Source organism: Kocuria sp. p3-SID1428 (genome assembly GCF_025149945.1).
In the GTDB taxonomy this organism is placed as follows: Bacteria; Actinomycetota; Actinomycetes; order Actinomycetales; family Micrococcaceae; genus Kocuria.
This window is the reverse complement of sequence record NZ_JALXVH010000004.1, coordinates 44,231-56,950: the sequence shown is the minus strand read 5'-3', so window position 1 is coordinate 56,950 and position 12,720 is coordinate 44,231. Positions and strand designations below refer to the sequence as shown.

Here is a 12,720-nt window from a genome sequence, read left to right as displayed (position 1 = left end):
CTCGTCGCCGGAACGGCGGTCACGACGGCGCGCTCACCACAGCGGGGTGTCCCCCAGGCGACGGTCGGTGCCCTGGAGGCGATGGTGCAGCCGCACTGCCGAGGTGTCGGTCAGCGAGGCCACCTGATCGATCACGATGCGCAGACGCAGAGCCTCGGCACCGGGGCCGTCGCCGAGACCGTGCCAGTCACCGCGGAACTCCGGGGCCAGGTAGCGGCCGTCCGAGTCCATCATGGCCTCGACCAGCAGGCGCAGCGTCTCGCGCTGGCGGTCGTAGACCACCTGGGAGTCGCGCTCGGTCATCACGTAGGTCACGGCGATGCCCTTGAGCACGGCGATCTCTACGTCGGTCTCCTGCGGGACCACCAGGGAGGCGTCGTAGCGGGTCAGCGGATCCGAGCCCGTGACCCGACGCGTGGCGGCCACGGCCGAGGTGGCGAAGCGCCCGATCAGCTGGGAGGTCATGTCCTTGAGCCGAGCCAGGTCCTGGCGCGATCCCCGCATCTCGGAGGCCCATTCCGGGGCGTTCTCCAGACGGGTCAGCGCCTCGTCCAGCTCGGCGTCCTCCGCACCGGGGAGGTACCACTCGCGGGTCTTGTCGAACACGCGCTCGCGCTGAGCGGGATCCTTCAGCCGGGACAGCCGCACGGCTCCTGCGGCGACGGCGTCCTCGACGTCGTGCACCGAGTAGGAGATGTCATCGGCCAGGTCCATGACCTGGGCCTCGAGGCACTTGGTGCGCGCCGGGGCGCCCTCGCGCATCCACTTGAAGACCGGCAGGTCGTCCTCGTAGACGCCGAACTTCCGCGAGCGCGTCCCGTCCGCCTGCTGGGGCGCCTCCGAGGCCCGCCACGGGTACTTGCACGTGGCGTCCAGCGCGGCGCGGGTGAGGTTCAGCCCGGCGGGGCTGCCGTCCTGGGCGATGACCTTGGGCTCCAGCCGCACGAGCAGCCGCAGGGTCTGCGCATTGCCCTCGAAGCCGCCGATGTCCCCGGCGAGCGCGTTGAGCTCCGTCTCCCCGTTGTGCCCGAACGGCGGGTGGCCGAGGTCGTGGGACAAACAGGCGGCGTCGACGACGTCCGGGTTGCAGCCCATCAGACGTCCGATCTCCCGGCCGATCTGGGCGACCTCGAGCGAATGCGTCAGGCGGTTGCGCGCGAAGTCGTCGGCCCCGGGGTCGACCACCTGGGTCTTGGCGGCCAGGCGGCGCAGGGCCGAGGAGTGCAGCACGCGGGCGCGATCGCGCTCGAAGTGCGAGCGGTACTTGTTGTGATGATCCTCGCGCACCCACCGTTCGATGTCGCGGGCGCTGTAGCCCTGCTCGGCCTCGCGGGTGCGGTCGACGGCGGCGAGCATCTCCGCCACGCCCTCGAGCGGGAGCTCCTGCTGGTTCTCGTGGCTCGGCTCATTTATCACCAGGCCATTGTGCCCGCTCGGGGGCGCCTCAGCCGCCGGAGACGTCGAGCTCGGCGTCGACCAGGCCCAATCGCTGGTCGTCGTGGATCTGCCGGTCCTCGAGCCAGCGGTCCGGCAGCGCGGCCTTCTTGGGATTGCCCGCGCGCCCGCGCGGGCCCTCGACAGCAGCCCCCGGGTACGGCTGGTCCAGGTCCATGGACGAGAGCAGCTCCTCGAGCTGATCCAGCGTCTCGACCAGGGACAGCCGCGCGCGCAGATCTCCGCCGACGGGGTAGCCCTTGAAGTACCAGGCCACGTGCTTGCGGATCTCGCGCAGGCCCTGCAGCTCGTCGCCGTCCTGCTCGACCAGCAGCTGGGCGTGGCGGTAGATGGTGGCGGCCACAGCGCGCAGCCCGGGGCGGGCACGCTCCCGGCTGCCGTCGAACGCGGCCTGCAGATCGCCGAACAGCCAGGGCCGTCCCTGGCAGCCGCGCCCGATGACCACGCCGTCCACGCCCGTCTCGTTGACCATGCGCACCGCGTCCTCGGCGGACCAGATATCGCCGTTGCCCAGGATCGGCATGTCCGGGATCGCCTCGCGCAGCCGGGCGATCGACGACCAGTCGGCCTGGCCGGAGTAGTGCTGCTCCAGGGTGCGCCCGTGCAGGGTCATCCCGGCGATGCCGAGGTCGCGGGCCATCCGACCCGCCTCGAGGTAGGTGAGGTGGTCGTCGTCGATGCCCTTGCGGGTCTTGATCGTGACGGGCAGCCCCTGAGCCTCGCGCACCGCGGCGGAGAGGATCGCCTCGAAGAGATCCGTCTTCCACGGCAGCGCCGATCCCCCGCCGCGCTTGGTCACCTTGGGCACGGGGCAGCCGAAGTTCAGGTCGATGTGGTCGGCGATGTCCTCCTCGACCACCATCCGCACGGCCTTGCCCACATTCACCGCGTCCACGCCGTAGATCTGCACCGAGCGCGGGGTCTCGTGCGGGTCGTGGTGGACGATCTGCAGGGACTTCTCGCGGCGCTCCACGAGGGCGCGGGCCGTGACCATCTCGGTCACGTACAGCCCCCCGCCGTGGGCGCGGCACAGGGCGCGGAAGGCCTTGTTCGTCACCCCGGCCATGGGCGCGAGCACCACGGGGACATCGATCGTCAGCCCGCCCAGCCGCAGCGGCGGCAGGTCCAGGGTCACGGCCTCGTCGGCCAGCGTGGTCTCGATCGTTCCCGGGCCGAACGGCTGACGGTACGACGACGGCCCCTGCGCTTGCTGCGCGAGGGCGGTCTCCTGGCGGGGCTCGGCGGTTGTGGTCATCGGGGCATCTTCCCACAGGACTGCCGCCGCGTTCGGGCGATCTCCGGCACATTCCGGGCTCCTCAGCGGCTCCCTCACCCCGACTCCGGAGTTCACATGAGCAAACCTGTTGCTTAGAACCGGGGCACTGAACCGGAGGAGCGCCCCGAGGCCGCTCCTCCCCGTCGACAGGAGAATGCCGTGACGCACACTCCGTCCAGTTCGCAGCCGGCGCCCGAGAAGGGGAGGCACCGGCCGCTGTCGTCAGCCCAGAAGGTGCGGGATCAGACGGCGAGGCTCACTCGGCGGGATCGGCGTAGGTCACGGACTCGTCCACGACCTTGGCCACCCCGTCCGCGACGAGCTGGGCGCACACGATCGCCAGCGGGCGCATGGCGTCGGTGACCTCCACGCGCACCGGGTAGCGGGCCACGAGCAGGCCGAGCAGCTTGGCGACCGCGATCGCCGCGTCCTCGTCGGACAGCGACGGGTCCCAGCCCACCAGGACGTCGGTGGGCAGTTCGTCGAGCTCCTCGAGCCGCTCGGCGTCGGCCTGCGAGCGCTCCTGATCCAGCTCGAGCGAGCGGTAGCTGATCGCGAAGGCCCCGATGCTCCCGGTGCGACCCGCCCCGCGGTCGATGCCGCGGCGCAGCACGATCGCCCCGTAGGCCTGCGAGGTCTCCGAGAGGAACTGCTGGTTCACCTGCCCCAGTGACAGCTCGGCCGGGGCGTCCCAGGCGTTGACGGAGCGGTAGAACTCCCCCACCGCCCTGGTGAGCTCGACTGAGCCCGTGGCCAGATCCTCGATCGCCTCGGTCGCGGAGTCCCCCTCGCCGATCGGCTGCGGCGGCAGGGCGCCGGGAGCGATCACCACATGACGGTGCGTCATGACCGGCACCATGCCCGCATGCGCGGCGAAGCCTGCCCCCGAGGTCTCGGGCGCGGCCTTGGTGCGCAGGGGCTTGCCCGGGAAGGCCTCGGCGGCGATCTCCCGCAGGCGATCCACGATCAGCCGGCCCGTGCCCTCGCCGCGGTTGGCCGTGGCCACCTCAGCGAAGGCCCACAGACGCTCGGGGTGCATGGGGTGCAGCTGCACCGCGCCGCCGCCGATCACCACGCCGTCGTCGACGGCCACGACCGTGCGCGAGAACGCGGGCTCGTCGGTGTCCGGGCCCATGAGGGCCCGCAGGGCGACGACGGGATCGGACTCGGGCGCAGGCAGGACCTCGAGCAGGGCGAGGTCATCGCCCTGCTCCCAGGTGCGCAGTTGAACACTCATGCGATCCTCCGCTCAGCAGCCCAGCTTGTCGGCCAGGTACGCGCTGACCCGGTCCAGGGAGACGCGCTCCTGGGTCATCTCGTCGCGCTCGCGGATGGTCACGGCCTGGTCCTCGAGGGTGTCGAAGTCCACCGTCACGCAGTACGGCGTGCCGATCTCGTCCTGGCGGCGGTAGCGGCGGCCGATGGCCCCGGCGTCGTCGTAGTCGATGTTCCAGCGGCGCCGCAGCTCGGCGGCCAGGTCCCCGGCCACGCCCTTGAGGTCGTCCTTCTTGGACAGCGGCAGGACCGCAGCCTTGACCGGGGCCAGGCGCGGGTCCAGCCCGAGCACGGTGCGCACATCCGTGCCGCCCTTGGTGTTGGGGGCCTCCTCCTCGCGGTAGGAGTCCACCAGGAACGCCATCATGGAGCGCGTGAGGCCGAAGGACGGCTCGATCACGTACGGGGTGTAGCGCTCCCCGGAGGCCTGGTCGAAGTACTGCATCTTGGTGCCCGAGGCTTCGGTGTGGTTGCTCAGATCGAAGTCCGTGCGGTTGGCCACGCCCATCAGCTCGCCCCACTCCGAGCCCTGGAAGCCGAAGCGGTACTCCAGGTCGATCGTGGCGTCCGAGTAGTGAGCGCGCTCGCCGTCCGGGACGTCGAAGCGGCGAAGGTTCTGCGGGTTCACGCCCAGATCCGTGAACCAGCGCTCGCAGTCATCCACCCAGGTGTCGAAGGAGCCCTTGGCCTCCTCCGGGTGCACGAAGTACTCGATCTCCATCTGCTCGAACTCGCGCGTGCGGAAGATGAAGTTGCCCGGGGTGATCTCGTTGCGGAAGGCCTTGCCGATCTGGCCGATGCCGAACGGCGGACGCTGACGGGCCGCGGTCACCACGTTGAGGAAGTTCACGAAGATGCCCTGGGCGGTCTCCGGGCGCAGGTAGTGCTTGCCCTTCTCATCGTCCACCGGGCCCAGGTAGGTCTTCATCAGGCCCGAGAACTGCTGCGGGTCCGTCCACTCGCCCTTGGTGCCGCAGTTGGGGCAGTTGATCTCCGCCATGGACTCGGGCGCGCGGCCCTTCTTCTCCTCGAAGGCCTCCTCCAGGTGATCCTGGCGGTGGCGGGTGTGGCACGAGGTGCACTCCACCAGCGGATCCGTGAACGTGGCGACGTGCCCGGAAGCCTCCCACACGGCCGAGGGCAGGATGATCGAGGAGTCCAAGCCCACCATGTCCTGGCGCCCACGCACGAAGGACTGCCACCACTCGCGCTTGATGTTCTCCTTGAGCTCCGCGCCCAGGGGGCCGTAGTCCCAGGCCGAGCGCGAGCCGCCGTAGATCTCACCCGCCTGGAACACGAAGCCGCGTCGCTTGCACAGCGAGATGACGTTGTCCAGCGTGGACTTGGGGGCCATGAGATGCACACTCCGGTATCTGCCGCGACCGCTGGCTGCGGCCTGGCGTGGGGTTTCCGTACGAGGTCCTGGGGTGCGCAAAGGCACCGACCGCCAGGGTAGTCAACGACGACGACGGCCCGCGACTCGCTGGTCGCGGGGCCGGAGGCGGTGTGCCGGCTCCGCGTGTCCGGCCGCTGTCCTCTGGCGCCGGTCAGCCCCGCTGACCGAGCACCATCATCAGCTGCGCCTCGCTCAGCGGCGGGTGCTGCGAGGTCGCCTCGGCAAGGGCGATCGCCTCCAGCAGCAGCTCCGCGTAGCGATGCACGAGTTGCGAATCCACCGAGCCGGCGCGCTGCTGCACCGCACCGAGCGTCGTGAAGAACATCGGAAGATCCGCGGAGCTGAAATCTGCACGGATCCGACCCTCGCGCTGGGCGCGAATGATCAGCTGCTCGATCAGCGGGATGAACTGCGCACGGACGCGCAGCAGGCGCGTCTGGTGCTCCGAGCGGCCGTCGAGATGGTCCAGGACCAGCTCGAGGACGCCCAGCCGGATCTGTTCGACATCACGACCGGCGAGGACCGTGACGCCGCCGTCGAGGCCATCGAGCAGCGCGACGTCTACGACGCCATCGTGATCGGCCGGCCTGCCGAGGTCATCTCCGCCTCGGCCAACAATGCCGCCACCGGCCAGATCCTCCAGCGAGTGGGCGAGCAGCTGGGTGAGCAGACGGGCATGCTCGTGACCCAGACGGACCTGATCCCCTTCAGCGAGAACGACCCCAACGGTGCGGGCCTGGGCGTGCTGGCCTTCCCCATGGTCATGGGCGGACTCGCCGGCGGCATCGAGATCGGGCAGTACCCGCCGCCCGGGGCGATCTCCACGCTGATCCGCGACATCTCCTACTTCCCGGAGGCCGACACCACTATGCAGTGGCTCGTGCTCTCCGGATGGCTGGCGATCGGGCTCGTGCTGATCGGGATCGGGCTGGCCTGGGAGCGCGGTGCCGTGCGCCGCTCCGGCGGCTCGGCCGTCCCGGTCCGCGATACGTCGATCGACTACTCCTCAGACGAGCCCGTGGCCGCGGGCCACGGGCGGCACACGGCCAAGTGAGCACGTAGAGCCCGTTGCTCTGCAGCAGCCGTCGCGCTCCTCCGCGCGACGGCTGCTGTCATGTCCGGACGACGGCGCCCCGCCGCTTCCACGGCAGGGACACGACGACGAGTCCCACGAATGTCAGCGCCGTGCCCAGCACCGTCAGCGGTGCGATCACCGCGCCGCTCGTGGGCACGAGCAGATCCAGCAGCAGCGCTCCGGTGAGCATCCCCGCGGTCAGGGACAGGCTGGTGCGCAGGATCCCGATGATCCGCGACAGCACCGCCCCCGCGGCCACGAACACGACGCCGCACACCCCGCCCAGGTAGAGCCACCACTGCGGCGGGAAGTGCCACGGCGGCAGGTCGGCGGTGAGCCGGTGGATGACCGTGGCGATGATCAGCGAGAGCACGCCGACGGCGAAGTTGAGCACGGTCGGGGTGATCGGCGTGCCGGCCTCCGCCCCGATCCGCCCGTTGAAGGCCGTCTGCAGTGCGGAGCCCAGGCCGGCCAGCACGGGCAGGAGCACCATCGCCAGGATGAGGGCCGGGCTGCGGGCCTCGGCGCCGTCGTCGCCGAAGTGCGGCAGCTGCGCGATCAGCACGGAGACCACGATGATCCCGGTGCCCAGCAGCCGCCAGCCGGTCAGCGGCTTCATCCCGCCGGGGCCGATGCCCGCGCGGTCCACCCCGAGCCCGCCGACCGATTGGCCGACGACCATGCCCAGGATGAACACGGAGACGCCCACCATCGGCGTGGTCACGGTCTGCACCACCACCAGGAAAGCGCCGAAGACCCCGGAGAGCAGGAAGACCGCGGGCAGGCGTCGGGCCCGGAACGCGCCCAGGGCCGTGATCAGGCCGCGGCGCCCGGCTGGGATGAGCGCAGTCCCGAGCAGGACGATCACGAATCCCACGGAGAAGCCGGTGAGACCCGCGGCCACGGAATCCCCCGTGCGGGCTCCCAGCTCGCCGTTGACGCGCGACTGGACGGCCATGGCACCGCCGGCGAGCACGGCGGCGATCTGGGCGATCAGCACCGTGACGGGGCTGTGGGTCTGCGCGGGGGCCGTCACGACGGCTGCGGACTGCTCGGGAATCTGCTGCACGGCATCTGTGGAAGGCACCGGCTCAGGATACTCGCGGGCGCGGACCCCGCCCCCGTGGGCAGTGAGAGACAATGGAGCCATGACCGACACCGCAAGCACCCCCGAAGAGCTGCCCATCCGCGACGAGATGATCCGCCTGGGCCAGGCCCTCAAGCTCGGCAGCCTGGTCGAGGACGGCGCCATGGCCCGCACCGCTGTGGAGGAGGGCATGGTCCAGGTCAATCAGGACATCGAGACCCGCCGAGGCCGCCAGCTGCACGACGGCGACGTCATCACCTACAACGGAACCTCGCTGGTCATCCGCGCCCAGAGCTGAACGGGCCCCGGCCCGGCTCAGCGACCCAGCACCATGCGGGTCAGGTACTCGTTGACGTGGCCGATCTCCTGCGGGGACACGCTGTGGCCGATGCCCTGGTAGTGGACCTTCATGGTGTCCGCGTGCTCCACGAGCCACTCGGCGGTCATCTCCACCAGCTGGTCGTTGACGATGGGGTCCTGCGGGTCCCGGCCCCAGAACAGCTTGAACGGCTCCCGCTTCAGCTCGTCGTCACGGAAGATGTCCAGCGGCTCCGGCACCACGAAGCCCGACAGCCCGATCACTGCGGTGATCTCCCCCGGCATGGCACGGACCAGCGAGGTGGCGATCGACATGCCCTGGGAGAAGCCCAGCAGCGTGGTCGACGGTCGCCCCTGGGCCTGCTCGCGCAGCCATCCCACGAGCGGCTCGACCGCCGCGCGGATGGCCTCAGCGCCGAAGGCCTCCTCGTCGTAGAGCGGGTACCAGCTGTAGCCCGGAGGCTGGCTCAGCGGTGCGCGCACTGAGGCCACCACGAAGTCCTGCGGCAGCTGCGGCACCAGGCCCATGAGGTCCTGCTCGTTCGAGCCGAAGCCGTGGAAGAGCACCAGCAAGGGCGCCTCCGGGAAATCGGCGGGATCACGGTTCCACATCACGACGGGGTTCTCGCTCATGCCGACCATCATGGCATCCGAGGCCGGCTCGCCTGTCCGCACCGCGAAGGGTCTCCTGCGCAGGCCTTCATGCGGCGAAGGTCTGCGCAGGAGACCCCTCGTCGAGGGCGCACGAGGTGGCTCCCGTGAGGAGTCGCTTGTGCTGAGCATCGTCACGCGAAGGCCCGCATTCGTGACTCCGCACCGGCGTCCGGGCAGCTGAAGCGCTCTCGGGCTCCGGTCGGCGTCGAACCGCTGCCGGTAGTCCCGCACCAGCGTGAGGATCCGAGGCTCGGACGCCGGGTCCAGCGGGTCGACGAGGTCCAGATCCGTGTGGACCACCCGCAGCTCCGTCCAGCCTGCCGCCTCGGTGGCCCGCAGCCGCTCGACGTCCCGCAGGCGCTGCCTCCCGTCCTCGTGGACAGCGCCATCGAACTGCAACGCCAGCCGACGGTGACGGTCGGCGAGGTCCGGCTTCACGGGACGGTGTCCGGCAGCGCGGATCTACACGTCCGTCTCTCAGCCGGTGAAGCCGCGGTCCTCCCTGACTCCCGAGCGCTTCCCGACGGGATCTGGGGCCGTCAGGAGAGGAAGGCGTCGCGGACCAGCTCGCCGATCTGCTCGTGCTCGATCAGGAAGCCGTCGTGCCCGGCTCCGGAGCGGATGGTGCGGTGTGCGACCTGGCCGGGCAGCAGCCGGGCGAGGTCCTCGGACTCCGAGGGCAGGTAGAGCCGGTCGGAGTCGACCGCGGCCACGAGCCAGTCGCAGGTCGTGGCCGCGAGCGCCTGCCGGGCGCCGCCGCGGTCGCGGCCGACGTCGTGGCCCATGAGGGCGTCGTTGAGCACCAGGTAGGAATTGGCGTCGAAGCGGCCCACGAGCTTGGCGGCCTGGTGATCCAGGTAGCTCTCGATCGCGTAGCGGCCCCGGCGGCGCCCCGGCTGCGGCGCCGAGGGATCCTCGCCGGCCTGGGGCGAGTGGCCGAAGCGGGTGTTGAGATCCGGTGCCGCGCGATAGGTGGTGTGCGCGATCCGCCGCGCCAGCCCCAAACCGGCCGAGGGAATGACGCCGTCGTAGTAGTCGCCGCCGCGGAAGTCGGGATCGTTGCGGATCGCCAGGCTCTGCGCCTGCCCCCAGGCGATCTGCTCGGCGCTGGAGGCCGCGGTCGAGGCGATCACGGCACAGGCACGCACCTGCTCGGGGAACGTGGCAGCCCATTCGAGCGCCCGCGCACCGCCCATGGACCCGCCGACGACCAGCCGCCAGGACGCGATGCCCAGCTGCTCGGCCAGGCGCTGTTCGGCCCGCACCGAATCGCGGATGGTCACCGCGGGGAAGTCCGATCCCCACGGAAGCCCTGCATGCGGGCTGCCCTCCGGGATCAGCGACGCCGGCCCCGTGGAGCCGTAGCAGCCACCGAGCATGTTGATCGCGACCACGAAGAAGCGGTCGGTGTCGATCGCCCGCCCGGGACCGACCAGCCCGTCCCACCAGCCCGGGGCCTCGGCGGAGACGCGGTCGAACGCGGTGGCGTCCTGGGCTACCCGCCCGCGCGTGACATGGGTGTCACCGGTCAGGGCATGCGGGACGAGCACCGCGTTGGAAGCGCGGTCGTCGAGCTCGCCCCAGGTCTCGTAGGCCAGCTCGACCTCGGGCAGCACGGCTCCGGAGTCCAGGGAGAGGTCGCCGATCCGGGCGCGGCGCAGCAGCCCCTCGGTGCGGAAGGGCTGCTGCGCGGGCGGAAGGGGACTGTCGGCGATCGTCATCTCAGGCCGAGGCTCCTGCCGCACGGCTGACCGCGGCGAAGCCGAGCTCCAGGTCGGCGAGGATGTCGTCGATGTGCTCGAGACCCACGGACAGGCGCACGAAGCCGGGGGCCACGCCCGCTGCCAGCTGCTCCTCCGGGGAGAGCTGGGCGTGCGTGGTCGAGGCAGGGTGGATGACCAGGGAGCGGACGTCGCCGATGTTCGCGACGTTCGAGTGCAGGCTCAGCGCGTCCACGAAGGCCTGACCCGCCTCCGAGCCGCCGTGGAGCACGAAGCCGAGGACCGAGCCGGCCCCGCCGGGTGCGTACTTCTGCGCGCGCTCGTGCCACGGCGAGGACTCGAGTCCCGCATAGGACACCGACTCGACGCCCTCGTGCCCCTCGAGCCAGGTCGCGACCTTCTGGGCGTTGGCGATGTGGCGCTCCATGCGCAGCGACAGCGTCTCGATGCCCTGCTCGATCAGGAAGGCGTTGAACGGGGAGATGGAGGCTCCCATGTCCCGCAGCAGCTGGGTGCGGACCTTGAAGGCGAAGGACACGTTGGCCCCGAACGGCCCGTTCTCGCCGAAGACCTCCCCGAACACGACGCCGTGGTAGGACTCGTCCGGGTCCACGAACCCGGGGAAGCGCTGCGGGTAGCGGGTGTAGTCGAAGCGCCCGGAATCCACGATGAACCCGCCCACCGAGGTGCCGTGCCCGCCCAGGAACTTGGTGGCGGAGTGGATCACCACGTCGGCGCCGTGCTCGAACGGCCGCAGCAGGTACGGGGTGGCGATGGTGTTGTCCACCATCAGCGGCACCTCGGACTCGTGGGCGATCCGCGAGACCGTCTCCAGGTCCAGGACGTCGTTGCGCGGGTTCGGGATGGTCTCCGCGTAGAAGGCCTTGGTACTGGGCCGAACGGCATCGCGCCAGGCCTGGGGGTCATCCGGGTCGGAGACGAACGTGGTCTCGATCCCGAGCCGCGACAGGGTGTGCTTGAACAGGTTGAAGGAGCCGCCGTACAGCGACGGGCTGGCCACGATGTGATCGCCGGCCCCGGCCACGTTGAGGATCGCGTAGGTGGTGGCGGCCTGCCCGGAGGAGACCATGACGGCCGCGGTGCCGCCCTCCAGGGAGGCGATGCGGTTCTCGACGACCTCGGTGGTGGGGTTGGTCAGGCGGGTGTAGATGGGCCCGACCTGGCTGAGTCCGAAGCGACCGGCAGCGGTCTCGGCATCCGGGAAGACGTACGAGGTCGTCTGCTGGATGGGCAGCGCCCGGGCGCCGGTGACGGGATCGGGCTCCTGACCGGCATGGATCTGCCGGGTCTCGAAGCTCCATCCCTGCGGGGCGGAGGGGGTGGGCTGCTGTGCGGACATGTCGGCGACTCCTTGTCTTCCGGGGCCGCGGACCGAGGTCCGACGCACCCGTCGGACCGGGTGCCGTGACCCGCGCTTGCCGTGTACGCGTCTGCGCACCGGCCCGGTCCTCACCCAGGGCACCCCACCGCGGAAGGAGGGTTGCCGGCCAGCTAGCTGGGGCTTGTCGCTGGCTCTCGTGACCTGATTCCCATTCTCGGACGAGCACGCCTCCGGCGCAAACCCGGGTTCCGTGGCCTGTGGAGCGCTCCGTCAGAACAGCAGGGGCCCGGCTAGGAAGCCGACGGCGTCCAGCAGGAAGTGGGCGATGATCAGCGGCATCACGCGTCCGGTGCGACGGTAGAGCCACAGGAAGACCAGCCCCATGACCACGTTGCCCAGCGCCGGGCCCATGCCCTGGTACAGGTGGTAGCTGCCGCGCAGAAGGGCCGAGCCGATCAGCACCGCCGGCCAGGTCCAGCCCACCCGCAGCAGGCGATCGGCCAGGAACACGACGACGATGATCTCCTCCACGAGCGAGTGCCGCAGCGCCGAGGCCAGCAGCAGGATCACCTCCCACCAGGAGGTCCCGGCCGCGTTGGTGACGATCTCGGCGGTGATCCCGAGCTGGCGCCCCGCCTGGTACAGCGCCAGGGTGCCCAGGCCCATGACGACGAAGAGCAGCGCCCCCAGTCCCAGATCCGCCAGCGGGGCGCGGCGGTCCAGGCCGATCCGCCGCAGCACGCCGCCCAGCTGCCCGGCCGAGCCGGCCAGCAGGTAGAGCGCCAGCACCGGCGGCACCAGAGCCAGCAGGATCCCGAGACCGCGGCGCAGGACGTCGAACAGCGGGAAGCCGCTCTGCGCAGCGTTCATGGCAGCGGTGGATTCGGCGATCGAGCTGGTCGACAGCGTCTCGGCGAGGTCGAGAAGCGACCAGAGGGCGCTGGCTCCCAGCGAGACGCCCAGCACGAGCAGGATCTGCAGCCACAGATCGGCGCGCTGGGAGCCGAACGACGGGTGTGTCGTCTCAGGGGCACGGGCTTCGATCATGGGACTCATTGTGGACGGGGGCGACGACAGCACAAGGACGCCATCGCACTGGCGTCCGCCTCGCTGTGCTGTCT

12 protein-coding genes and 1 riboswitch are annotated in these 12,720 nt (G+C 70.6%); of the genes, 2 read left to right on the top strand and 10 right to left on the bottom strand.

Annotated elements, in window-relative coordinates; genetic code table 11:
• Positions 1-33 precede the first annotated feature (33 nt).
• From M3E84_RS01800 to M3E84_RS01780, 5 genes are all read right to left on the bottom strand, one after another.
• Complete coding sequence (locus M3E84_RS01800) at positions 34-1,356, bottom strand: deoxyguanosinetriphosphate triphosphohydrolase (RefSeq protein ID WP_259894338.1); 1,323 nt, start codon at positions 1,354-1,356, stop codon at positions 34-36.
• An 88-nt stretch (positions 1,357-1,444) separates the two neighbouring features.
• The gene (dusB, locus tag M3E84_RS01795; protein WP_396415536.1) at positions 1,445-2,617 is read right to left on the bottom strand and encodes a tRNA dihydrouridine synthase DusB; all 1,173 of its coding nucleotides are present in this window, start codon (positions 2,615-2,617) and stop codon (positions 1,445-1,447) included.
• A gap of 370 nt (positions 2,618-2,987) precedes the next feature.
• On the bottom strand, positions 2,988-3,968 hold the full coding sequence (locus M3E84_RS01790; protein ID WP_259894311.1) for an N-acetyltransferase: 981 nt from the start codon (positions 3,966-3,968) through the stop codon (positions 2,988-2,990).
• Between the two features lie 12 nt (positions 3,969-3,980).
• Entirely contained in the window at positions 3,981-5,360 is a 1,380-nt protein-coding gene (locus M3E84_RS01785; RefSeq protein ID WP_259894310.1) for a glycine--tRNA ligase, read from the bottom strand.
• Positions 5,361-5,553: 193 nt separating this feature from the next.
• Complete coding sequence (locus M3E84_RS01780; RefSeq protein WP_259894308.1) at positions 5,554-5,727, bottom strand: hypothetical protein; 174 nt, start codon at positions 5,725-5,727, stop codon at positions 5,554-5,556.
• A 114-nt stretch (positions 5,728-5,841) separates the two neighbouring features.
• On the opposite strand from M3E84_RS01780, the gene M3E84_RS01775 reads away from it, so the two are divergent.
• Complete coding sequence (locus tag M3E84_RS01775) at positions 5,842-6,456, top strand: hypothetical protein (RefSeq protein ID WP_259894306.1); 615 nt, start codon at positions 5,842-5,844, stop codon at positions 6,454-6,456.
• A gap of 58 nt (positions 6,457-6,514) precedes the next feature.
• Here M3E84_RS01775 and M3E84_RS01770 read toward each other — a convergent pair whose 3' ends face one another.
• The gene (locus M3E84_RS01770) at positions 6,515-7,564 is read right to left on the bottom strand and encodes a DMT family transporter (RefSeq protein ID WP_259894304.1); all 1,050 of its coding nucleotides are present in this window, start codon (positions 7,562-7,564) and stop codon (positions 6,515-6,517) included.
• Positions 7,565-7,625: 61 nt separating this feature from the next.
• Here M3E84_RS01770 and M3E84_RS01765 point away from each other — a divergent pair, with 61 nt between their 5' ends.
• Complete coding sequence (locus M3E84_RS01765) at positions 7,626-7,862, top strand: RNA-binding S4 domain-containing protein (RefSeq protein ID WP_006214996.1); 237 nt, start codon at positions 7,626-7,628, stop codon at positions 7,860-7,862.
• Positions 7,863-7,879: 17 nt separating this feature from the next.
• Here the strand turns inward: M3E84_RS01765 and M3E84_RS01760 are convergent, their stop codons facing one another.
• From M3E84_RS01760 to M3E84_RS01745, 4 genes are all read right to left on the bottom strand, one after another.
• On the bottom strand, positions 7,880-8,515 hold the full coding sequence (locus M3E84_RS01760) for an alpha/beta hydrolase (RefSeq protein WP_259894301.1): 636 nt from the start codon (positions 8,513-8,515) through the stop codon (positions 7,880-7,882).
• Between the two features lie 560 nt (positions 8,516-9,075).
• Positions 9,076-10,257, bottom strand: coding sequence for a homoserine O-acetyltransferase (locus tag M3E84_RS01755; RefSeq protein ID WP_259894299.1), 1,182 nt, complete (start codon positions 10,255-10,257; stop codon positions 9,076-9,078).
• A 1-nt stretch (position 10,258) separates the two neighbouring features.
• Complete coding sequence (locus M3E84_RS01750; protein ID WP_259894297.1) at positions 10,259-11,617, bottom strand: bifunctional o-acetylhomoserine/o-acetylserine sulfhydrylase; 1,359 nt, start codon at positions 11,615-11,617, stop codon at positions 10,259-10,261.
• A 67-nt stretch (positions 11,618-11,684) separates the two neighbouring features.
• A riboswitch (SAM riboswitch) is annotated at positions 11,685-11,801 on the bottom strand.
• Positions 11,802-11,869: 68 nt separating this feature from the next.
• On the bottom strand, positions 11,870-12,646 hold the full coding sequence (locus tag M3E84_RS01745; RefSeq protein ID WP_259894295.1) for a CPBP family intramembrane glutamic endopeptidase: 777 nt from the start codon (positions 12,644-12,646) through the stop codon (positions 11,870-11,872).
• Between the last annotated feature and the right edge of the window lie 74 nt (positions 12,647-12,720).

Excerpts from the sequence above, each read along its gene's own strand:
- M3E84_RS01800 (WP_259894338.1), bottom strand. The coding sequence starts at position 1,356 with ATGCTCGCCGCCGTCGACCGCACCCGCGAGGCCGAGCAGGGCTACAGC.
- M3E84_RS01790 (WP_259894311.1), bottom strand. The coding sequence starts at position 3,968 with ATGAGTGTTCAACTGCGCACCTGGGAGCAGGGCGATGACCTCGCCCTG.
- M3E84_RS01785 (WP_259894310.1), bottom strand. The coding sequence starts at position 5,360 with ATGGCCCCCAAGTCCACGCTGGACAACGTCATCTCGCTGTGCAAGCGA.
- M3E84_RS01780 (WP_259894308.1), bottom strand. The coding sequence starts at position 5,727 with ATGTTCTTCACGACGCTCGGTGCGGTGCAGCAGCGCGCCGGCTCGGTG.
- M3E84_RS01765 (WP_006214996.1), top strand. The coding sequence starts at position 7,626 with ATGACCGACACCGCAAGCACCCCCGAAGAGCTGCCCATCCGCGACGAG.
- M3E84_RS01760 (WP_259894301.1), bottom strand. The coding sequence starts at position 8,515 with ATGAGCGAGAACCCCGTCGTGATGTGGAACCGTGATCCCGCCGATTTC.
- M3E84_RS01755 (WP_259894299.1), bottom strand. The coding sequence starts at position 10,257 with ATGACGATCGCCGACAGTCCCCTTCCGCCCGCGCAGCAGCCCTTCCGC.
- M3E84_RS01750 (WP_259894297.1), bottom strand. The coding sequence starts at position 11,617 with ATGTCCGCACAGCAGCCCACCCCCTCCGCCCCGCAGGGATGGAGCTTC.
- M3E84_RS01745 (WP_259894295.1), bottom strand. The coding sequence starts at position 12,646 with ATGATCGAAGCCCGTGCCCCTGAGACGACACACCCGTCGTTCGGCTCC.